The following is a 23,695-nucleotide window of genomic DNA, read 5'->3' on the forward strand; positions in this document are numbered from 1 at the left end:
AGAACTAAGGTTTTAAAAAAGTTAGTTTTTTTGTGTTTTTCTTAAAAAACCCTTATAAACAAAGAGAAAAACAAAAGAAAAAGAATTATAAATTCATTAAATATTTGTAGTATTGTATTATAAATCACTTTAAAATTGGAAAATAATTCACAAAAACCATCTTGGAAAACAAGACTTCATGAAATTATTTATGAGGCAGATACTAAAGAGGGTAAACTTTTTGATGTTGTATTATTAGTTGCCATTATTGCAAGTATCTTATTGGTTGTTTTAGAAAGTGTAAAAAGTTTTGATGCTAAATACCATGATTTTCTAAATATAAGTGAATGGATTATTACAATTCTTTTTTCTATTGAATATATTTTAAGAATTGTATCAATAAAAAAACCTTTTAAGTATATTTTTAGCTTTTATGGCATTATAGATTTTTTATCTACAATACCTAAATACTTATCTTTTATATTAGTAGGTACTCATAGTTTAGTTGCTTTAAGGGCTTTAAGACTACTTCGTGTTTTTAGAATTTTAAAATTAGGAAGATACATTGGTGCTTCAAATAACTTAATGCTAGCCTTAAAAGCAAGTAGAGCAAAAATTGCGGTTTTTCTATTTTTTGTAATTATAGTTTGTATTATTTTGGGTACAGTTATGTATATGATAGAAGGAGAAGAAAATGGATTTACCAACATTCCTGTTAGTATTTATTGGGCTATTGTAACCTTAACAACTGTGGGTTTTGGAGATATTGCCCCACAAACTCCTTTAGGACAATTTATTGCAAGTATTATTATGATTTTAGGATATTCGATTATTGCAATTCCAACAGGTATTGTTAGCTCAGAAATGACAAAAAAAGATGCTCATTTAGATACTACAAGTACGCAATCTTGCCCAAACTGTTTAAAAGAAAAGCATAAAGAAAAAGCCCAATTTTGTTATAACTGTGGTAGTATTTTAAATCCGTAAAAGATTTATGAAAAACACTTTAATTACCATTGTTGGTCCCACTGCTATTGGTAAAACAGCTTTGAGTATAGAATTAGCTAATTACTTTAAAAGCGATATAATTTCTTGTGATTCTAGACAATTTTTTAAAGAAATGACTATAGGCACAGCTGTACCAGAACCAGAAGAATTGGCAGCTGCTACTCATCATTTTATTCAAAATAGAAGTATTTTTGAAAACTATAATGTAGGACAATTTGAAAGAGATGCTTTAAAAAAATTAAATTTCTTATTTGCAGAAAATCCAGTACAAATTATGGTTGGTGGCAGTGGTTTATATGTAGATGCTGTTTTAAAAGGGTTGGATTATTTTCCTGAAGTTAGTATAGAAATTCGTAAAAAACTAACCCAAAAGCTAGAAGAAAAAGGTCTAGAAGCTCTTCAAAAACAACTAAAAGAATTAGATATAGAAACTTATAACTCTATTGCTTTAGACAATCCACATCGTTTAATGAGGGCATTAGAAATTTGCATTGGTACAGGAAAACCCTACTCTGTTTTTAAAAATAAGCCTAAAACAAAAAGAAATTTTAATTCTATAAAAATAGGACTAAAAGCAGATAGAGAAATTATTTATAACAGAATTAATAAACGCGTAGATTTAATGATTGAAAACGGTTTGTTAAAAGAAGCAGAAAATTTATATGCAAACAAAGACTTAAATGCTCTAAAAACTGTGGGATATAGAGAATTGTTTTCTTATTTTGATGGAGATTTTACAAAAGAATTTGCCATTTCAGAAATTAAAAAAAATACAAGACGTTTTGCAAAAAGACAAATTACTTGGTTTAAAAAAGATACAGAAATTACATGGTTTGATTATCAAGCAGAGTTGAAAGATATTATTTCATGCATCAACAAAAAAATTGTTTTAAATGAAAAATAAATTTATAAAATACATTCGTTTTATATATAATTTTAAAGACAAAATTGCCTTTTATCCCACAATAATATCAATTGGAGGCTGTTTGTTTGCTTATTTAATGATGCATTTAGAAAGTAATGGTATTTCTAAAACACTATTAAATAATTTTCCTGAATTGGTAATAAATAATATAGAAACTTCTAGAACTATCTTATCTACATTTATAGGCGGTTTAATTTCCATCATGGTTTTTAGCTTTTCTATGGTAATGATTTTGCTTAACCAAGCCTCTAGTAATTTTTCTCCAAGACTTTTGCCAGGTTTAATTTCTAATAGAAAACATCAAATAATTTTAGGTATTTATATTGCTACAATTTTATATTGTATCTTAATTCTTGTTTTTATAGAGCCAGAAGGAAAAAAGTATCAACTTCCTGGTTTTTCTGTACTATTTTCAATCATATTTATGATTGGTTCTTTAGGTGCTTTTATCTATTTTATACATTCTATTTCTCAAGAAATACAGATAGAGAATATTATGTTTAAAATCTTTTCTGAATCAAAAAGTAAAATTGAAAGTCAAATAGAAGATGAAAAAAAAATACAATTAAACTTACCAGAAACCGAAAAATGGAAACAATTTCTTTGCAAAGAAACAGGATATTACCAAAACATATCTTTTGATATTTTAAAAAAAATAGCAGAAAAGAATCATTTTAGAATAGAAATTGTCTCAAAAAGAGCAACGTATTGTAAAAAGGGAGATGTTTTATTTAAAGTTGATGCTGTTTTAGAGCCAGAAATAATTGATAGTATATATAGTTGTTTTCATTTTACAGTAAACGAAATTTTAGATAATAATTACCTATCTGCTTTTAAACAGCTTACAGAAATTGCTGTAAAATCTATGTCTCCTGGAATTAATGATCCTGCAACTGCTATAAACGCTATAAATCATCTATCACAATTATTTAATACTCTATTAAAAAAGAATGAAAAAGATTTAATATTAAAAAATAAAGAACCCCTAATAATTATAAACACAATTTCTTTTCAAAGACTATTATATACGATAATGGTTTCTTTAAGAACGTACTGTAAAAAGGACGTAATTTTAGTTTTAAAATTATTGGCAATGTTAAATTATTTAGAAACTAATGCCAATCGTAAAGAAATTAAAACATCTATAAAACTAGAAATAGACAATCTTCTTGTAGACGCAAAAGATGCTATAAAAAATGAACGTGATTTACAAAAAATATACGATGCTAAAAATATGTGATTTTTAGTTTTTTTTTATGATAGTCATATTTGGTTAGCAACCACACTTTTATATCTTTGTGCCACTAAAATTATAACATGAAATTAAAATTATTATGTATCTGTATGGCTTTTATCAGCTTTGCAGGTTTGTCGCAAACAAAAACAGGAACAATAGACAGCGATTATATTATTTCTATGATGCCAGAAACTAAAATCGTAATTAAAAGAGCTCAAGATTATGGAGCTAAATTAGACACTTCTTACACTAAAAAGTTAGAAATTTACAAAGTAAAATTAGAAAGCTTTAGAACAAACGAAAAAACGTTAGGAGAGTTGGCTAAAAAAACATCTATTAAAGAATTGCAAGATTTAGAAGCAGATTTAAATAAATATAGAGATACAGGAAGAAAATTAATTCAATTAAAAAGAGATGAATTAATGCGTCCTTTATATCAAAAATTAAATGATGCTATTGCTGAAGTTTCTAAAGCAAATAATTACACACAAATTCTTACAGTTACAGGAAACCAATTTGCGTATGCAGATCCCAAATTTGATATTACAGATTTGGTTATTAAAAAACTAGGAATTAAAATTCCAGAACCTACTAAAAAATAAATACAGTAAGTATTTTGTTTTTAAAGCCTCACTTTTCATTATGTATGAAAAGTGAGGCTTTTTTATTTTTAGTTACGAAACCGATTTCTTATTTTTTTTAAAAACATGATAAATGTTATATAACAAAATTGCTTTGTTCATTTACCTTTGTTATATATTATAACATTTAAAATGATGAAAAAAACTTCACTAATAATCGTAGTAGTTTTATTTTTTAGTAGTATTTCTTGCAATACAAACAAACCTTTAAAAAAAACTCATAAAAAGGAAGCAAATAACCATTGGACTTACAATGGAGAAACATCTCCAGAACATTGGGCAGCCATAGAAAAAGATTCAGATTGTGGTGGTAAAAAGCAATCTCCTATCAATATTATTGACATTCACACCCAAAAAAGAACTCAAAAAGATTCTTTACTAAATATAATGTATTCTCCAAAAACACAACTAAATAAGGTGGTTAATAATGGGCATTCCATACAATTCGATTTTGAAGCAGGAGATTCTATAAAATATCAAAACGCGACTTATCACTTATCGCAAATCCATTTCCATGAACCTTCAGAGCATACCATAAATGGAGTTCGCTATCCTTTAGAAATTCATTTAGTACATAAAAGTGAGTCTAAAAAATTTACGGTAATGAGTATTTTGGCTAAAGAAGGAGAAAAAAGTCAATTGTTTGAGTTTTTAGAAAGTTTTTTACCCATAAATGAACATGATACCAAAGAAATTCATCAATCTTTAGATTTATCTACTTTGTTTCCTAAAAGTACTAATTTTTATTCTTACGAAGGTTCTCTTACAACACCTCCTTGTACAGAAAATGTAAATTGGATTGTTTTTAAAGAACCTATTATCATTTCTTTAGAAGAAGTTTTAAAATTGAAAGAAAACATGCCAAAAGACAACTATAGAAACGAGCAACCTATTTATGATAGAATCGTATATCTTAACCAAAATCAGTAACCTTTTTTTTACAGAATGATTAAACTAAAAAGAGGCTGTCTGAAAAAGTATTAAAATTTGTCATTTTTGACTGTAATGGAGAAATCTTATTTATTCAAAATCAACTACATAGATTTTTTGACAAAGCCTGTCTTGAGCGAAGACGAAAGGCTCAAAATGACAACTAAATTAACTTTTTCAGACAGCCTCTTTTAAATTTGTTAAAAATATTTTTTATTGATTTCCTAAAATAATTGGCAAACCATCTTTTCCAGAACCAATAACAATTACTTTACTGTTAGGAGATTTAGACAACTCTAAAGTTGCATCAATTCCTTTTTCTTGTAATATTTTTTCAGTTAATGAAGCACTTAAAATTTTGTTTGCAACTGCTTTACCTTCTGCATCAATTTTTTGTCTTTCTGCCTCTTTTTTAGCTTTTGCTAATCTAAATTCATACTCTAAAGACTCTTGCTCTTGCTTTAATTTAGTTTCAATTGCAGTTCTAATAGTAGTTGGTAATTTTACGTCTTCTACCAAAACTCTTTTTACAGATAAAAATTGCCCTTTTAAAACATTTTGAACTTCGTCTAAAATTTCTTGTTCTATAACATCTCTTTTACTAGAATACAATTGTTCTGGTGTGTAGCGTCCAACAACACTTCTGGCAGCAGCATTTATTGCTGGGTCTAATAACTCACGTTCATAATCCTCTCCTTTTGTTTTAATTAATGAGCCTAAATTTACAAACTCTGGCTCATACCAAATTGTTCCATTTACTTTTACCTCTAATCCGTTTACAGATAGTACATTCATTTCATCAGAAATAGATTGCTGACGTACTTTTCTTACAATCATCTTGTTCCAAGGAGCAACAATATGAAATCCTTCTCCGTAAGTTTTATCAACATTAATACCATCTCCTAAAGTTTCAAAAATAACGCCTCCTTCTCCAGGACCAATTGTTACTGTTGATTTTGAAAATAAAATAATTGCTGCTATTGCTATTATAATAAATAAAATTCCCCCTTTTGGAAATTTTATATCTACTTGATTATTTGCCATTCTTATTTGTTTTAAAATTCATTCAAATTTACAACATAAGTTTATCAAACACAATGGATGTACTCACAATCTTCATTAGAAATTTCTAACTCTAATGTTACGTGTTCTAGACTAAAATTATCATGCAAAACCTTTCTAATTTTACTTTTTAGAGTTTTTGCTTGTTTCCAGGTTAAAGATTCATCAACAATTAAATGCATTGTTAAAACATTATATTCGCCATCCATACTCCATAAATGACAATCGTGAATGTTTTTCACCTCAGTATAATTTAAAATTTGTGCTTTTATTTTATCTACAGACAATTTTACTGGTGCTCTCTGTAAAATAATTTGGATGCTTTCTTTCCCATTTTTAAATACATTGTATAAAATATAAATGGCAATTAATAGTGATAAAATAGGGTCTAATACAGGAATATCCCAAAATTGCATGATAATGCTGGCTATTAAAACTGCAACCCAACCTAAAACATCTTCTAATAAATGCAAAGAAACAACCCTCTCATTAATAGAGGTGCCTTTTTTAAGTTTAAATACTGCAGCTCCGTTAACAATAATTCCTAAAATAGCAAACCACATCATTCCTTTAGCATCAGATTGCTCTGGGTTTATAATTCTTGGAATAGATTCTTTAATAATATAGATGGTACCAATTAATAAAACAATAGAATTTATGATTGCCCCTAACAAAGAAAGTCTTTTAAAACCATAAGAATACTCTTTGGTTGCTTTCTTTTTTGAGGTTTTTTGGAGATACCAAGCCAATCCTAAACTTAAACTGTCTCCTAAATCGTGAATAGCATCTGAAGTAATTGCTAAACTATTGGTGTAAATTCCGCCTATAAATTCTACAATTGTAAAAAATAGGTTCAGAAAAAAAGCAGTGCTTATATTTTCTGTAGAACTATGATTGTGATTATGACTGTGAGTGTGATTGTGTGACATGTTTTATGAATAGACCAATAATTACTTGTAAAGATGCAATTATTGGTCTAATTTTTTTATAGTTTTATTAATATTCCTGTATTAAATATAAATCCGTCTGTTGGAGCCCAAATATCTGTAAATGTTGGGTTGTTATGTGGAGCTTCAATCATAGATTGATAATTTTGCTGTTTTGTATCTGTAAAGTTTTCAAAATTAGCATACAAACTTATTTTATCAAATGTTTTCATCAGCATAAAACCCATTGTCCAGTAATCTGGAGTTGCTGTTAAATTATTTCTTAATTGAGAGCTTTTATAATAAGTTTCATAACCTATTCTCCAAGAATCATGTACTTCATACATTAAAACACCACCAAAACTATGTTTAGGAGTCAATGCTTTTTGGTTATTATCCATTTTGACATCATTAAATGCATAGTTTGTGAATAAAGTAAAGTCATTATACTTCAATTTTAAATTTGTTTCAAAACCTATACTGTTTAATGGTTTTTGGGCATTTACAAATTCAAAATCAGTTCCTTTTTGTTCTAAAATTAATGAATTTTCTAATTTTGTATAGAAAAACAATTGATTTAAAGAAAGAGAAATATAGTCATTCAAAATTTTAGCATTGTAATTAATATCTGCATTCAAACCAAAAGATGTTTCTGCTTTAAAACCTGTAGTGTTAATTGGTAAAACATTTTGGTAAGACCTTAACTCTGCATCTTCTGTAAAAATTGTTGGAATTTTATACCCCAATCCACCACCAATTCTAGAGGTGAGAGCATCATTAAATTCGATAAAAAGCGAGGCTCTTGGCAAAATAAAAGCTCCATAATTATTAGAAAAATCTGTTCTTAAACCACTTTCTAAAGTCATATTCTCTTTAAATTTCCAGCTATTCTGTACAAAACCACCAAAAGTATTTTGATTGTAACTTCTATTTATGGCAGTTGTTGGGTTTTCTTTAAATTTTTCTGTAATAATGTTACCTCCAAAAATCCACTCAGATGAATCAGAAAACATGGTATAACTTCCTTCTGTAAATGTTGCCAATTGATTTCCTAAAAACTGATAATTAGGTAGTAATAAATCTCTATTAAAATAACTGATACTATTTTTTAAAATAAAGGTTTTTGTATCGGAAATTTCTTTATTGTAAGTTAATTGTGTTGCATAACGTTCTGATTTATTTTCTTCAAAAAAGGTGTGTTGTGCACTAGAATTACCAGTTATTACGTCTAAATCTCCTCCAATTCTATTTTCTATGTTGGCATTTACACTTAACCTCCAAGTTTCTTTTTCATTTGGATAATAAAACAAAGAAGGGTTGATACTAAAACTCTTTACTTTAGGAATATCAGAAAAATGGTCTGCATTAACATCTGTAACTTTTTGAAGGTTTCCAGAAGTGTAAAATGTAAGCCCAAATTTGCTGTTTCTCTTACTGTAAAAAGCGTTTAAAGTTTTTCCGTTTCTAGAAGTAACATCTAACATAATATCTAGCTCTGCTTCCTCTTTTGGTGTTTTAGAAACTAAATTTACCAAGCCAGCAATGGCTCCACCACCATATAAAGTAGAAGAACTTCCTTTAATAATCTCAACTTGTTTTAAATCTAAAGGTGGAATTTGCATGATACTTAAACCACTAGAAAAACCACCAAATAAAGGAAATCCATCTTTTAAAAGTTGTGTAAATCTGCCATCTAAACCCTGTATTCTAATACTTTGGTTTGCAGAATTTGCAGATGTTTGTTGCATTTGTATTCCTGTGCTTTCTCTTAAAATCATAGCAATATTGGCAGAATTCATAACTGCTTTTTCGCCCAATTCTTCTAAGCCAACAACTTCTATTCTTGTAGGTATTTTAGCAATACTTCTTTTACTTCTAGTAGACTGAATTACAATTGTTTCTAACATTTGTTCGTCTTCACGTAAAGCAATTATTAGCATTGGATTTTCTACAGGGAATTCTACTTGTTTTTCCACAGTTTTAAAACCAACATAAGAAACTACAACTGTTTGTTTTCCACTTTTAATGTTCTGTAAAATAGCTAAACCATCAAAATTTGTTGTATTGCCAATTGTTGTGTTTTTTATAAACACGTTTGCCCCAAAAATTATTTCTTTTGTTTCTTCAGAAATTACTTTTACTTGTATCTTGTTTTGTGCCAATGATGTATTGACAAATAACCCTATAAATAGGATTACGAATATATTTTTAATCATTTTAATTAATTTTTAAATTATAATTGTGTAGTAAATAGACATCTTTAATTGACTAAAGATGCATTTTAAATATAATTTAAGAATTTTTTGGAGGCTGAAAAACAGTATCTAAATAAGAAGAATAATTAGGGTTTTCATAATAAATAATAGCTTCCTTTAGTTGGTAAGTTGCTATTAAATCTAATTGATTTTCAGTGGAAATAAAAACATTTACAAGGTTTACAGAATTACAATGATGATGATGTTCTGTATTCTTTTCATGTTCAGTATCGTTTTTATGATGCTCTTCTTCATGAGTATTCGCTACATCTACATGATTTTCTATGACATCATTATAGACAATAGTATCTGTATGCGCTTGAATTGGAGGTGCAAGCAACAATAAACTGAATATTATGATAAAGAAATTTTTCATAATTTGATACTACAAAAATACGGAAAATTTAGATTTTTCCATAGTATTTTCTCACAAACCATTCTGTACTAAACAAAATAATAATAAAAAATAATATCCATTTCCAATCGATTAAGTTTTGCTCTTTTACAACAGACTTTTGAGAAGTATAATACGTTTTATTAGCTAATAGTTCTTGTTTTAAAGCTTCTAATTGATTTTTATAAAAAGACTTCCCTCCTGTTCTATTGGCTAATTTTTGAAGTTTATTTGTATTTGCATTTGTAAACTGCTCTTCAATTTGATAATCTGTAATTTTAAATCTTCCGTATTTATGAATGTTTTGTCCAAGTACAGAAACCTTATAATTATAATCTCCAGAAGGAAGATTTTCTATTGCTGTTTGATAGGAAGAATTTAATAACGAAAAAGGAACCTTTGTTACTTTTTTAGTTTTAGAATTTGTAATTGTAGCTTCTAAAGACGCTCTTGCATCAAATTTATAGTTTTTATCTGTGTAAAATGCAGCTATATTAATTGTTGAATTAGCAGGATACAAGCTTTCTGCATTTATTTCTAAACGACTTCTTTTTCTGTTTGATGCTAAATATTGAACCAAATTTCCTAAAAATTCATCAAAATCTTGAAAAGAATTTGTATTTAAAAAACTTGCTGCTCTCCATTTCCAAATACCTTCTCCAAATAAAACAGCCGTTTTTTGATTATTTTGCTCAAAAGTAGTAAGAAAAGGTTGTTGTGTTTCTACTCCATTTATATTTTGATATAATAAATTTTGATGTTCTTTTGTTATAGTTATCTCTCCAAACTTGTCTTTTAAAGGTGGCAACTCATTAAAACTGATGTTTTTTTGTAAAAAAGTTAGAAATCCATCATTATAAATAGCTCCATAATTTTCAGTTTGATTGATGCTTTTTTTTGTAAAACCCAATTGTTTACTATTGATAAAATTCCAATCTGTACTTGCTCCAGAAATTAAAAAATAGTTGCTATTTTCTTGTAAAATTTGATTAAAAAAAAGATTAAATCTATTATTTGGCTGATACAATATAACTAATTGATAGTCTTTTAATTGATTTTTAAATTTGTCTATATTAAAAATGTCTATAGAACGTTGTTTATTACTTTCTATAGACTTTTTAAAAGCTCCTAAATCTGGATGCAACACTGAAGTTAAAATCAAAACTTTGGTTTGCTCATCAATAACTTCTACAGAGAAGTTTTTCGTATTATTTTTTGTGTTTTTTTCTCCATCAATTTTAGCAATTGAAGCAGTATAATATTGAAGTCCTTCTTTGGTTGAAGTTAAATTTGTGGTAATACTTCTAGAGTTTTCTTTCTCAGAAAACTGTAATCGTTTACTAAAAACTGTTTTTCCGTTTTTATAAATAGAAAAACGTGAAGAAACAGCTTCTTTTCCATCATAATTAATAAATACTTCTACAGGAAATTTATTTTTAATATAACTGTATTTATTAACGTTTAACTGGCTTATTTTTAAATCTTTATAACTTACAGTATCTCCAAAAGCAATAGGATATACATTTTGTTTAGAGTTGATAAACTCATAGCTATTACCAACTGTTTGATTTCCGTCTGTTAATAGTAAAATTGGCGCAATTTTATCTTTATACAGTTCATTAGTCTGTTTAATCGCTTCAGAAATATTGGTTTCGCTTTCATTAAAAGAAATGGAATCTTTTATGTTTAAAGATTTACCAAAAGTGAATTCTTTAATATCAAACTTATCATTTAATAGATTGTCTTTTTTAATAAATTCTGCAACTTCTTTTACAGAAGCATCTTCTTTAAAAAAAGGTAAAGACTTAGAGTTGTCAACCAAAACTGCTAAAACTGGTTTTGTGTTTATAATTTCAGTATTTTTTATTGTGGGGTTTATCCATAGTAAAATCAATAAAAAAAGCGCTAAAGTTTTTAATAAAGCCAGTAAAATATGAATCTTTGGAGTATTTTTAACTTTATAATAATATTGAAAATAGGCAATTGCTATACTCAATAAAAATGCTAAAATGATATATAAAATGGAAGTAGTTTGCAACGATTTTTATTTATTGTGAAAGATATAAATAACTATTTTAAAAAGAAAATCTGTACTACTTAAATAAATATAATTTTGCTGAAGTTTATTAAAAAACTAATAGTTTATTAATTATAAATTAATTATTAGTTTTGCGAAAAACAAAAACTTTATGAAGATTATTTTAAAATCATTTATTTTCTTAATTCTTATTAATCTAACTCAATTATATTCTCAAACTTCTCATTTTAAGATAATAGAAAGTCAGAAATATAAAGATCAATTCTCTAAAACTAGTATTTTAAGTATTTATTCTACAAAAGAAAAACTGTCTGTTATTGCTAGAAAAAGTAAAGATTATCTTATTTTTGAAACTTTTGATGAGAATGCTAAAGGAAAAAAAATTCTAAATATTAAACTTTCTAGAAAAGAAAATTTTGTTGGAGAATTAATGTCCAATAATAAATTAAGAATTTTTATGGTAGAAAGTCCTACAAAAAAAATAAGAATACTAAAATGTTATACTTATAATATAGATGCTAATAGTATACAAAAAACTATTTTACTAGAAAAAGAAGTAAAAAAGAAATCACCACTATTTTCTGGTGGAAATAAAAGACAAACAAATTTTTCTATATCACCTAATAATAACTTTATTGCAATAGCTACAGATAATGTTAAAAGGAATTCAAATTCTTACGACATACATGTTTTTAATGCAGAAGATTTATCATTATTATACACTAAAAATTATTTTAATAATAAGGACAAATATTACACTTCTAGTGACATGATAGTCGATAATAACGCTATTGTCTATAACATTGGTAAGGAGTATTTTAAAGGGAAAAGAGAGCGTAAAAATAATAAAGCTAATTATTCTTATATTATTTGTAAAATAGATAAAAACAATATAGAAACTGGTGTTATTAAATTAACGGAAGATGAATATATAAAGGATTTAAATGTATCGTTCTACAACAATCAACTTAGGTTAATTGGGTATTATTCACAAGATAAAGTTTTTGGGATTAAAGGTGTTAGTATATTTGATGTAGATAAAAATAAATTGGCCAATATCAATAAAAAAAAGCAGAGATTGCCAATTAAAGTTTTCGAAGATTTATATGGTTATAGGAATATGAATAGAAAAAAAGATTCTGAATTAACCAGTTTTTATTTAGATTATATATTAGTAGATTCAGAAAACAACACCTATTTAATAGCAGAAGAGTTTTACATAACACAATCTTATGTTAACAATGGTATGAATGGAGGTTATTATATAACAACTTATAATTATAATGATATTTTAATAACAAAGTTAGACCAAAATGGAAATTTAGTTTGGGGAAGAAGTCTATTTAAACGTGATAATAAACCATCTTACAACGTTTTCTTGCATAATGATAAACTACATGTGCTTTTAAATTCTGGTAAAAATTTAGTTAAAAAAGATGATGGTCGCTTAAAGGTTTCTCAAGGCTTGTTCGAATCCAGTTCATTATATCTATTTCTATTTGATAAAGAAGGTAATGTTACTCATGAGAAAATTCAAAATAATAAAGGTAAGACACTTTACATTCCTTACAGAGGTTCTTATGCAGATGGAAAATTTTTAATGTATAACCATTCAAGAGGTAAGAAGCGAATCATGATGCTAAAGTGTTTAGATTAAATTTTATCCATTATATAATGTTTGTGGTGTAAAACTATTTTAGGAAGAGACAAATATCTTTAAAAAACCTGTAACGTTAAATTGTTACAGGTTTTTATATTTTTTTGTTTTTTATCCTATTTTACATTCCTCCATCTACAGATAATGTTTGTCCTGTAATATAAGCACTCATATCTGAAGCTAAAAATACACATGCATTTGCTACATCTATTGGCTGTCCTCCTCTTTTTAAAGGAATTCCATCTCTCCAACCTTGTACAACTTTTTCATCTAATTTATCTGTCATTTCAGTTTCAATAAAACCTGGAGCAATTACATTACTTCTAATATTTCTTGACCCTAATTCTAAAGCCACAGATTTAGAAAACCCAATAATACCTGCTTTTGAAGCTGCATAATTAGCTTGACCCGCATTTCCATTTAAACCAACAATAGAACTCATATTTATTATAGAACCCGCTCTTTGTTTCATCATAGGACGAATAACTGCTTTGGTTAAATTAAATACAGATTTTAAGTTTACCTCAATTATTTTATCAAAATCATCTTCAGAAATACGCATTAACAGATTGTCTTTTGTAATACCAGCATTGTTTACTAAAATATCTATTGTACCAAATTCTGCTAAAACTTCTTTTGCTAGTTCTTGAGCTGCATCAAAATTTGCTGCATTAGATTGGTATCCTTTTGCAGAAACTCCAAAAGCTTTCAATTCTTCTTCCAAAGCATTTGCAGCGTCTACAGAAGAACTATAAGTAAAAGCTACGTTTGCACCTTGTTTAGCAAATTCTACTGCAATACTACGTCCTATACCTCTTGTAGCACCAGTAATAATTGCAGATTTGTTTTCTAATAATTTCATTTGTTTCCTTATTTTTAAAGTGACAAAGATACTAAAATAAAAAAACTCGTAAGTGATGTTATACTTACGAGTTTTGTATTTTACTAAATTAAATTTTGTAAAATAATGAGAATTAAAATTATTGTTTTACTTCTTTATTATCTACATAATTAAATAGATAATCTACTTCTAATTCTTTTATTTTACCTAATTTTTTAAGTGATTTTACATCTAAATCTTTCTTGTTACCAATAACCATAACATTGTAAGATTCTCCCTTAATATTTTTGTTAAAGAAATCTTTTAAATCTTTCATTGTCATATTTTTTATGGTGTTGTACATCACTTCTCTATTATCATTATCTATACCTAGCTTTTTTAACCTTTCATAAGACCAGAAAATATTAGATTTTGTAATTCTTTGTGCTGCTAATTTCTTTAAAGTAGCTTCTTTTGCTGCATTAAATTGCTTTTCTGCTTCTGGCATATTGTTCATTAAATCCATCATTGCATCTACAGCCTGTTCTAATTTATTAGCTTGTGTACCCACATAAGCCATTACATAATTAGGAGAATTCTTTTTAGAAGCATTACTATAAGAAGCAAATGCAGAATAGGCTAAAGATTTAGATTCTCTAATTTCTTGGAATACAATAGATGATAAACCACTACCAAAATAGGTGTTAAATAATGATGATGCTGCCATATTTTCTGCTTTAAATGGCTCTCCTTTGGCTAAAAATAACATTTCTGTTTGCACCATATCATAATCTGTAAAGAATACATTGCCTCCAGTTTCTGTTTCTTTGTACTCTTTTGGTGCTGGGTATTCTTTTAAATCTCCATAAATTTTATGATGATTATTTAAAGCACTTACTGCATTGTCTATGTCTTTACCATAGTAAAAAATACGCTGTTTGTAATTTTTCATGTCTTTTACTAAAGCCACTAACTCTTCTGGGTTCAAAGCTTTTAATTCATCTATTTGGATAATATCTCTTAAAGGAGAATCTTCACCATATTTTCCATAATTCATTAAACCATTCCAAAGAATATTTCCTTTTTGGGTTTTTCCATCTTGACGACCTTTGTAAATTTTTTCTACATATTTGTCATACGCTTCTTGGTCTGCTTTTGCATTGTCCCATAAATGCTCTAACAACTCTAAACCTTTAGGTAAGTTTTCTTTTAAACCATTTAAACCAACATAAGTTTTATCTGCTGCAGTACTTACATAGTAAGAAATTCCTAATTTGTAAAACTCTTTTTTTAATGCTTCATTAGTATATTTATCTGTACCTAAATACTCTAAATAACCAGCAGCTAAAGATAATTTTTTATCTGTATCACTACCCATATCAAAAATGATGTTCATATTAAACAAATCATTTTTTTCATTTAAAACGTAAGAAACTTTAATTCCGTTTTTGGTTTTAGTTTCTTTAATAGCTGTTTTATAATCTACAAATTTTGGTTGTAAAGGAGCAGATTCTATTTTATTAAAGGCTTTAATGTATTCTGAACTTTTGTCTCTGTTTAAGTTTACTGGTGTAATACCTGGGTTTTGTACTTTAACAATATTTTTATCTTCTCCTTTTCTTTTATAAGTTACAACATAGTTATTTTGATAAAATTTATTTGCAAAATCTACCAATTCTTGTTTAGAAACTTTCTTTAAATCGTCTAAAAACTTTACTCTATCTGCCCAGTTTTGTTGATATATAAATGCTTCTACGTATTTATCTGCTAAAGCAGAATTATTTTCATATTGTCTTGTTTCACTCAATTTTAAATCATTTACAACAGCATCAATCATCCACTCATCAAACTCTCCTTTTTTTAATTTTTCTATTTGTGCTAAAAGTAAATCCTTCACTTCGTCTAAAGTCTGTCCAGATTTTGGAGAACCTGTAAAAGTATGATATCCATAATCATTTAAAAATGTAGGAGAACAACCAGCTCTTTGCACCAATTGTTTTTGATTCAAATTTAAATCGATAATACCTGCATTTCCATTAGACATAATCATATCTACTAAAGTTACCATTTTTTCATCTTCTGTATTTACACCTCCAGATCTGTAAGCAATAGAAATTGATTCTGATGTTGGTCCAAAAACTTCATTAACAACAGGAGTTGTAATTGGTTCTTCTTTTGGTAAAGTAGGGTGCGTTAATTCTTTTCTTTCAAACTTACCAAAAGTATCATTTACTTTTTTGATAGTTGGTTCAAATTCAAAATCACCTACTAAAACTATTGCCATATTATTTGGCACATAATATTTATTAAAATAATTATGAATATCTACCATAGAAGGATTTTTTAAATGCTCTCCTGTACCAATAGTAGTTTGTTGCCCATAAGGATGCTTTGGGAATAAACCATTTAACATAGCTGCATAACGTTTTCTAAAATCGTTATCTTGACCTCTGTTAAATTCTTCAAATACAGCTTCTAATTCTGTATGAAACAGTCTTAAAACCAATGTGCTGAAACGTTCTGCTTCTAAATCTACCCATTTATTAAATTCATTCGCAGGTATTTTATTTGTATAAACAGTTTGCTCAAACCAAGTGTAAGCATTTGTTCCTGTAGCACCTAAAGATGCAGTCATTTTATCATACTCATTAGCAACAGAATAGTTAGATGCTTCTAAAGAAACCTTATCTATTTCTTTATATAGTGCTAATTTTTTTGCAGGATCTTTTTCTGCTCTATGTTCTTCGTATAAAGTCGAGATTTTGTCTAAATAGGTTTTCTCTTTTTCCCAATCTACAGTTCCTATTTTATGAGTTCCTTTAAAAACCATGTGCTCTAAATAATGAGCTAAACCTGTAGATTCTTTTGGATCATAATTAGACCCAGCTCTAACAGCAATATAGGTTTGAATTTTAGGCTCATCAGAATTTTGACTTAAATATACTTTTAAGCCATTGTCTAAAGTATAGAGTCTTAAACCTGTAGGATCATTTTCTACAGTTTCATAAGTTAATCCGTTAGTATCTTTTTGAGAAGTAACATTGTACGTTTTTTCTTTATCAGTTTTACAACTTATTGCTGCAACCAATAAAAAGCTAATACATAGCATTTTAAATTGTTTCATAATGTTTAATTTGGGTTGAAATAAAAAATCCGTTGAATTTACAAATTCAACGGATTTTAGAAGTATATATTGTTAAAATTTAACTTTAATTTATCATTATTGTTTAATTTAAAACATTTGCAACCATTTCTCCTATTTTAGCTGGTGAGCTTACAACATGAACTCCATTTTCTGCTAAAATTTTCATTTTTGCTTGTGCTGTATCATCTGCTCCACCAACAATTGCTCCTGCATGACCCATTGTTCTTCCTGCTGGTGCTGTTTGTCCTGCAATAAAACCAACAACTGGTTTTCTATTACCATCTGCTTTAATCCATTGTGCAGCTTCAGCTTCAAGATTTCCACCAATTTCACCAATCATTACAATTGCTTCAGTTTCATCATCATTCATTAACAACTCTACAGCTTCTTTAGTAGTGGTTCCAATAATTGGATCTCCACCAATACCAATTGCTGTTGTTATTCCAAATCCTTGTTTTACAACTTGATCTGCAGCTTCATAAGTTAAAGTACCTGATTTAGAAACGATACCTACTTTACCTTTTTTAAAGATAAAACCTGGCATAATACCTACTTTAGCCTCATCTGGAGTAATAACTCCTGGACAGTTAGGACCAACTAATCTACAATCTTTATTTTCTATATAAGCTTTTACTTTTACCATATCTGCAGTAGGAATTCCTTCTGTAATACAGATAATTACTTTTATACCAGCATCAGCAGATTCCATAATTGCATCTGCAGCAAAAGCTGGAGGTACAAAAATGATAGATGTGTCTGCTTTTACTTTTTCTACAGCTTCTACAACTGTGTTAAAAACTGGTTTCCCTAAGTGTTCTTGACCACCTTTTCCTGGAGTAACTCCTCCAACAACATTGGTTCCATAATCAATCATTTGACCTGCGTGAAAAGTACCTTCACTACCAGTAAAACCTTGTACAATTATATTTGAATTCTTATTTACTAAAACACTCATTGGTTTGTTTATTTTTATTTAATGATGCAAAAATACTCCTTTGTAATCTTTTTAAAAAAGAAAATTGAACAATTATCTAATTTAAAATCTATATAAAAAGTTAAAATTTAACTCCCTTTTTTTCTTTCTTTAAGAAAACGCTTTATTTCTGCTAACTCTTTTAATTTTTCTCTAGATTCAGAAATAGGTGTTCCAAAATAAGATTTTCCTCCAGGAACAGATTTTGTAACTCCTGTTTGCCCTAAAATTACAGCTCCTTTTCCTATGGTAATTCCACTATTTGTACCTACTTGACCCCAAATGGTAACTTCATCTTCTATAATAACACAACCTGCAATACCTGTTTGTGATGCTATTAAACATTTTTTGCCAATTACAGTATCATGCCCAACATGAACTTGATTGTCTATTTTGGTGCCTTCTCCAATAGTTGTATCTCCAGTTACACCTTTATCAATAGTACAAGAAGCGCCTAAATCTACATTATCTTCTAATACTAGTCTACCTCCAGAAATTAATTTATCAAATCCTGTTGGTCTGTTCTTATAATAAAAAGCATCTGCTCCTAAAACTGTATTTGCATGAATGGTTACATTGTTTCCAATAACAGAATTATCATAAATAGTAACATTAGGATGAATAACACAGTTTTTTCCAATAGTAACATTGTTACCTATAAATACATTGGGTTGTATAATTGTTCCTGCTCCAATTATTGCTGAGTCTGAAATACTTTCTTTAGATGCTATAAAAGGATTAAAATGTTTGGTTATCTTATTAAAATCGCGAAAAGGGTCATCAGAAATTAACAATGATTTTCCTTCTGGACATTCTACTTTTTTATTAATTAAAATTGTAGTTGCAGCAGATTGCAGCGCTTTGTCATAGTACTTTGGATGATCTACAAAAACAATATCTCCTTTTTCTACAACATGAATTTCGTTAATTCCTAAAATTTCAAAATTTTTATCACCAATAAAATCAGTATTGATAATTGTTGCAATGCTTTGAAGTGTTTGTGGAAATTGAAATTTCATTGCTTTCTATTTTTTACTTCCATAAATTATTACTCTTGCAAAAAGAGAGTGTAAAAAAGGGATTTTAGAAAAGAAAACATCTAAATTATAACCGAATTTGTTTATCCAGTTGTCATAATTTTTATCTCCAAAAATCTTTAAAGAAATAAAACCAAAAGCAACTGTAAAAAAGTCGAAGAAATAATGATTGAAAGTGAACTTGTTTCTAATTATTTTAAAGTCTTTAGAAACCAAAGCATGTTCATCTGGAGTTCTTTCTTGTGGGTTCATCTTTCTGTACAATTTGTACAAAGGATTCATGTTTAAAGGTTCTAAGAAAACAACTTTTCCTCCTGGTTTTAGAACTCTATATATATGACCTATCGATTTTTCGATATCTAAATGATGTAAAATGGCTCCTCCAAAAACAATATCAAAACTTTCGTCTTCAAAGGTTAAATTATTGGCATCCATTAAATAATGATTCACAGGAAATGACTGCTTATTTGCATGTTGTTTCCCATTTTCTAACTCTACTTCAGAGATATTGATACAGGTTAAACTTTTAGGTTTGGTATCTTTATTAAACCAAGCAGCCCAAGTATAAGAACCAATTTCTAGCACATCTTGTCCGTTAAAATCTTCTAAAAGTTTATTAAGAATCTTTTTTTCTCTTTTGTAAGAATAGAAAAAAGCATGTCTTCTTAATTTTTTAATCTTAGTCCTATCAAGTTTACCTTCATTCCAGTAATCTTTTTCGGTCTGATTAATTTCTTCTCTGGTTTTAGTAGCCATTAACAATTATTCTTTGATACGTTCTTGGTACGTACCTTTTGTAGTTTCTACTTTAATTTTATCACCTTCGTTAATAAACAAAGGCACATTTACACTTGCACCAGTTTCTACAGTTGCTGGTTTTGTTGCATTTGTAGCTGTATTTCCTTTAACTCCTGGTTCTGTATGGGTTACTTCTAAAATAACACTTGCTGGCATTTCTACAGAAAGTGGCATGTTATCTTCTGAGTTGATAATAATGGTTACAATTTCTCCTTCTTTCATTAAGCCAGGATTGTCTAAAGCAGCTTCTAAAAGACGAATTTGAGAATAATCTGCTTCGTTCATAAAATGATAAAACTCTCCATCATTATACAAATACTGAAATTTATGTGTTTCTACACGAACATCATCAATTTTTCTACCAGCAGGAAATGTATTGTCTACCACTTTTCCATTGGTAACACTTTTTAATTTTGTTCTTACAAAAGCAGGTCCTTTTCCTGGTTTTACATGTAAAAATTCTACGATTTTATAGATGTCATTATTATATCTAATACACAATCCGTTTCTAATATCTGATGTTGTAGCCATTTATAGTTTTTGTATTTTATTTTTTTTTTGATGTTTTAAAACTGAATAATTAATCTTTTTAACACCATGTTTATTTTATGTTTTGTTAACTCGCATTAAAGTATCCTTTCATAATTCCTCTATGAGAGTCTTTTATAAATTGAATTATTTCGTCTCTTTCTGGAGTTGCTTCCATTTCTGCCTCAATTATATCTATTGCTTGGGTATAATTGTAATTTTTTTGAAATAGAATTCTGTATATATTTTGAATTTCTCTAATTTTTTCTGTGGAATAACCACGTCTTCTTAACCCTACAGAATTAATACCAACATAGGATAAAGGCTCTCTTGCTGCTTTTACATAAGGTGGAACATCTTTTCTTACCAAAGAACCACCTGTTACAAAAGCATGTTTACCTACTGAAGCAAATTGATGCACTGCAACCATACCTGCTAAAACAACATTATCTCCAATAGTTACATGACCAGCCAAAGTAGAATTGTTTGAAAAAATACAATTGTCTCCAACAAGTGAATCATGAGCAATATGACAATATGCCATGATTAAACAATTGTCTCCAATTTTAGTTTTCAATCTATCTGAAGTTCCTCTGTTTATGGTAACGCATTCTCTTATGGTAACATTATCACCAATTTCTACAGTGGTTTCTTCATCATCAAATTTTAAATCTTGAGGAATTGCAGATATAACTGCTCCAGGAAAAATTCTACAGTTTTTTCCAATTCTAGCACCTTCCATTATAGTTACATTCGAACCAATCCAAGTTCCTGAACCTATAATAACGTTATTATGAATAGTTGTAAAAGGCTCTATAACTACATTTCTAGCAATTTTTGCTTGTGGATGAACGTATGCTAATGGTTGATTCATGTGCTATTTTTTTTTTGCAATTTGTGCCATTAATTCTGCTTCTGCAACTAATTTACCATTTGCATAAGCGTAAGCTTGCATGTGACAAATTCCTCTTCTAATAGGTGTAATTAACTCGCATTTAAATGTTAAAGTATCTCCAGGTAACACTTTTTGTTTGAACTTAACATTGTCCATTTTCATGAAAAAAGTCAAGTAATTTTCTGGATCTGGTACTGTACTTAAAACTAAAATCCCTCCACATTGAGCCATTGCTTCTACCTGTAAAACACCTGGCATTACTGGAGCTCCTGGAAAATGACCTACAAAGAAATTTTCGTTCATTGTTACATTTTTCATTCCAACTACATGCTTATCAGAAAGTTCTAATATTCTATCAATCAATAAAAATGGAGGTCTATGAGGAAGAATGTCCATAATTTGATGAATATCCATTAATGGAGGTTGATTCAAATCATATTGAGGAACATTATTTCTTTTTTCTTGCTTTATAATTTTTGCTAATTTTTTTGCAAAAACTGTGTTTACAAGGTGCCCAGGTTTGTTGGCAATAACTTTACCTCTAATTCTTGTACCAACTAAAGCTAAATCTCCAATAACGTCTAATAACTTATGTCTTGCAGCCTCATTTGCCCAATGCAAAGTAAGATTGTCTAAAATACCATTTGGTTTTACAGTAATATCGTCTTTATTAAAAGCTTTTTTAAGTTTTTCCATTGTACTTCCTGATAATTCTTTATCAACATAAACAATGGCATTATTTAAATCACCTCCTTTAATTAAGTCGTTTTCTAACAACATTTCAATTTCATGCAAAAAACTAAATGTTCTTGCTGCAGCAATTTCTTCTTTAAAATCAGAAATGTTTTCTAGGTTAGCATTTTGTGTTCCTAAGATTTTAGTACCAAAATCTACCATTGCTGTAACTTGGTATTCATCAGAAGGCATTAAAATAATTTCACTTCCGCTAATTTCATCCTTGTAAGAAATGATTTCTTTTACAACATATTCTTCTATCTCTGCATCTTGTTCTTCAATCCCTGCTTTTTCTAAAGCTTCTACAAAATATTTTGATGAACCATCCATAATTGGAGGCTCAGAAGAATCTATTTCTATTAATAAATTATCTATATCTAAACCTACAGCAGCAGCTAAAACATGCTCTGAAGTTTGTATTTGCACTCCATTTTTTTCTAAGTTGGTTCCTCTTTGTGTATTTACAACATAATCTGCTTTTGCCTCTATTGTTGGGGTACCTTCTAAATCTATTCTGCTAAATGCAAATCCATGATTTACAGGTGCAGGTTTTAAAGTCATTGTAACTGTATTACCTGTGTGCAATCCAACACCAGATAAACTAACTTCTTTTTGTATGGTTTTTTGTTTCTTACTCATTTAAAGTAGATTTTTGAGTATTCAACTCTTTTTCTATATTATTTATTTTTGTTGCTATTTTAGGTAAATTTCTAAAATAAACATAACTTTTGTTAAAATCTGAATAACCAAATGCTGGTGTTCCTTGTACTACTTCATCATCTTTATGATTTTTTGTAATACCAGATTGTGCTTGTATTCTTACATTATTACCAATTACTAAATGACCTACAATACCAACCTGACCACCAATCATACAATTTTCTCCAATTTTTGTAGATCCTGCAATACCAGTTTGAGCTGCTATAACAGTATTCTTACCAATTTCTACATTATGAGCAATTTGTATTTGATTGTCTAATTTTACGCCTTTTCTAATAATGGTAGATCCTAAAGTTGCTCTATCTATTGTTGCTCCAGAGCCAATATCTACATTATCTTCTATAACTACATTTCCTATTTGTGGTATGGCTTTAAACTCTCCTTTTTCATCTGGAGCAAAACCAAAACCATCAGAACCAATAATTGCACCTGAATGAATTTTACAAAAATTACCAATTTCTGTTTCTGAATAAATTTTTACACCAGAAAAAATGATACAATTATTTCCAATAACAGTATTATCTCCAAGATAACAATTAGGATATATTTTTACATTATCTCCAATAATTACATTTTCTCCTATATATGAAAAAGCACCTAAATAAACATTTTCTCCTATTTTAGAAGAGTTAGAAATAAAACTGGGTTGTTCTATACCAGTTTTATTATTTTTAACTTGATTATAAAATTCTAATAATTTAGAAAATGCCTTGTATGCATTTTCTACTTTTATTAAAGTGGTATTAATTTCTTTTTCGGGCTCAAAACTATTATTAACAATAGCTATAGAAGCGTTTGTAGTATATAAATAGGAATTGTATTTTGGGTTGGATAAAAAAGTTAAAGACCCTTTTTCTCCTTCTTCTATTTTAGAAAGTTTAGAAACTTCTTCATTAGGATTCCCAACTACATTCCCCTCTAAAATATCCGCTATTTGTTGTGCTGTAAATTTCATTAAACGCAAAAATATAAAATTTATAGTGATTTGACTA

General features: G+C 28.2%; 20 protein-coding genes. 6 read left to right on the forward strand and 14 right to left on the reverse strand.

The window, feature by feature from the left end; all coding sequences use genetic code 11:
- Positions 1 to 135 precede the first annotated feature (135 nt).
- The 5 genes from ACY2RW_RS06455 to ACY2RW_RS06475 all read left to right on the forward strand — a co-directional run bounded on the left by ACY2RW_RS06455 (position 136) and on the right by ACY2RW_RS06475 (position 4,720).
- On the forward strand, positions 136 to 966 hold the full coding sequence (locus ACY2RW_RS06455; RefSeq protein ID WP_490121886.1) for an ion transporter: 831 nt from the start codon (positions 136 to 138) through the stop codon (positions 964 to 966).
- 7 nt (positions 967 to 973) lie between these two features.
- Entirely contained in the window at positions 974 to 1,891 is a 918-nt protein-coding gene (miaA, locus tag ACY2RW_RS06460; protein WP_490121887.1) for a tRNA (adenosine(37)-N6)-dimethylallyltransferase MiaA, read from the forward strand.
- Entirely contained in the window at positions 1,881 to 3,152 is a 1,272-nt protein-coding gene (locus ACY2RW_RS06465; protein ID WP_490121888.1) for a DUF2254 domain-containing protein, read from the forward strand. Before miaA ends, ACY2RW_RS06465 begins: the two co-directional genes overlap by 11 nt.
- A 77-nt stretch (positions 3,153 to 3,229) precedes the next feature.
- Entirely contained in the window at positions 3,230 to 3,751 is a 522-nt protein-coding gene (locus tag ACY2RW_RS06470) for an OmpH/Skp family outer membrane protein (RefSeq protein ID WP_490121889.1), read from the forward strand.
- Positions 3,752 to 3,922: 171 nt separating this feature from the next.
- Complete coding sequence (locus ACY2RW_RS06475) at positions 3,923 to 4,720, forward strand: carbonic anhydrase (RefSeq protein ID WP_490121890.1); 798 nt, start codon at positions 3,923 to 3,925, stop codon at positions 4,718 to 4,720.
- A 213-nt stretch (positions 4,721 to 4,933) separates the two neighbouring features.
- On the opposite strand, the gene ACY2RW_RS06480 is transcribed toward ACY2RW_RS06475, so the two are convergent.
- The 5 genes from ACY2RW_RS06480 to ACY2RW_RS06500 form a co-directional block, all read right to left on the reverse strand.
- Positions 4,934 to 5,764, reverse strand: coding sequence for a prohibitin family protein (locus ACY2RW_RS06480; protein WP_490121891.1), 831 nt, complete (start codon positions 5,762 to 5,764; stop codon positions 4,934 to 4,936).
- 44 nt (positions 5,765 to 5,808) lie between these two features.
- Positions 5,809 to 6,711, reverse strand: coding sequence for a cation diffusion facilitator family transporter (locus ACY2RW_RS06485; RefSeq protein WP_490121892.1), 903 nt, complete (start codon positions 6,709 to 6,711; stop codon positions 5,809 to 5,811).
- Positions 6,712 to 6,767: 56 nt separating this feature from the next.
- A complete protein-coding gene (locus tag ACY2RW_RS06490) occupies positions 6,768 to 8,924 on the reverse strand; it encodes a TonB-dependent receptor (protein ID WP_490121893.1) in 2,157 nt (718 codons plus the stop codon).
- A gap of 76 nt (positions 8,925 to 9,000) precedes the next feature.
- Positions 9,001 to 9,339 carry a hypothetical protein gene (locus ACY2RW_RS06495; protein WP_490121894.1) on the reverse strand — a complete coding sequence of 113 codons (339 nt, stop codon included), beginning with the start codon at positions 9,337 to 9,339 and terminating at the stop codon, positions 9,001 to 9,003.
- Positions 9,340 to 9,367: 28 nt separating this feature from the next.
- Positions 9,368 to 11,353 carry a VWA domain-containing protein gene (locus ACY2RW_RS06500; protein ID WP_490121895.1) on the reverse strand — a complete coding sequence of 662 codons (1,986 nt, stop codon included), beginning with the start codon at positions 11,351 to 11,353 and terminating at the stop codon, positions 9,368 to 9,370.
- Between the two features lie 193 nt (positions 11,354 to 11,546).
- Between ACY2RW_RS06500 and ACY2RW_RS06505 the strand changes: the two genes are divergently transcribed.
- The gene (locus tag ACY2RW_RS06505) at positions 11,547 to 13,052 is read left to right on the forward strand and encodes a hypothetical protein (protein WP_490121896.1); all 1,506 of its coding nucleotides are present in this window, start codon (positions 11,547 to 11,549) and stop codon (positions 13,050 to 13,052) included.
- A 121-nt stretch (positions 13,053 to 13,173) separates the two neighbouring features.
- On the opposite strand, the gene fabG is transcribed toward ACY2RW_RS06505, so the two are convergent.
- From fabG to lpxD, 9 genes are all read right to left on the reverse strand, one after another.
- Positions 13,174 to 13,914: a 3-oxoacyl-[acyl-carrier-protein] reductase gene (gene fabG / locus ACY2RW_RS06510; RefSeq protein WP_490121897.1), complete on the reverse strand. Its 741-nt coding sequence runs from the start codon at positions 13,912 to 13,914 to the stop codon at positions 13,174 to 13,176.
- Between the two features lie 118 nt (positions 13,915 to 14,032).
- Positions 14,033 to 16,996, reverse strand: a complete 2,964-nt coding sequence (locus tag ACY2RW_RS06515; RefSeq protein WP_490121898.1) for a M16 family metallopeptidase — start codon at positions 16,994 to 16,996, stop codon at positions 14,033 to 14,035.
- Positions 16,997 to 17,099: 103 nt separating this feature from the next.
- Entirely contained in the window at positions 17,100 to 17,972 is an 873-nt protein-coding gene (sucD, locus tag ACY2RW_RS06520; protein WP_490121899.1) for a succinate--CoA ligase subunit alpha, read from the reverse strand.
- A 107-nt stretch (positions 17,973 to 18,079) separates the two neighbouring features.
- Positions 18,080 to 19,009: a UDP-3-O-(3-hydroxymyristoyl)glucosamine N-acyltransferase gene (locus ACY2RW_RS06525; RefSeq protein WP_490121900.1), complete on the reverse strand. Its 930-nt coding sequence runs from the start codon at positions 19,007 to 19,009 to the stop codon at positions 18,080 to 18,082.
- A 6-nt stretch (positions 19,010 to 19,015) separates the two neighbouring features.
- Positions 19,016 to 19,783, reverse strand: coding sequence for a class I SAM-dependent methyltransferase (locus ACY2RW_RS06530; protein ID WP_490121901.1), 768 nt, complete (start codon positions 19,781 to 19,783; stop codon positions 19,016 to 19,018).
- Between the two features lie 6 nt (positions 19,784 to 19,789).
- Entirely contained in the window at positions 19,790 to 20,356 is a 567-nt protein-coding gene (efp, locus tag ACY2RW_RS06535; protein WP_490121902.1) for an elongation factor P, read from the reverse strand.
- 85 nt (positions 20,357 to 20,441) lie between these two features.
- Positions 20,442 to 21,227, reverse strand: a complete 786-nt coding sequence (gene lpxA, locus ACY2RW_RS06540) for an acyl-ACP--UDP-N-acetylglucosamine O-acyltransferase (protein ID WP_490121903.1) — start codon at positions 21,225 to 21,227, stop codon at positions 20,442 to 20,444.
- Positions 21,228 to 21,230: 3 nt separating this feature from the next.
- Entirely contained in the window at positions 21,231 to 22,622 is a 1,392-nt protein-coding gene (locus tag ACY2RW_RS06545) for a bifunctional UDP-3-O-[3-hydroxymyristoyl] N-acetylglucosamine deacetylase/3-hydroxyacyl-ACP dehydratase (protein WP_490121904.1), read from the reverse strand.
- Positions 22,615 to 23,658: a UDP-3-O-(3-hydroxymyristoyl)glucosamine N-acyltransferase gene (lpxD, locus tag ACY2RW_RS06550; RefSeq protein WP_490121905.1), complete on the reverse strand. Its 1,044-nt coding sequence runs from the start codon at positions 23,656 to 23,658 to the stop codon at positions 22,615 to 22,617. The genes ACY2RW_RS06545 and lpxD overlap by 8 nt, the downstream gene beginning before the upstream one ends.
- Between the last annotated feature and the right edge of the window lie 37 nt (positions 23,659 to 23,695).

Source organism: Polaribacter sp. 2305UL8-11 (assembly GCF_058147165.1).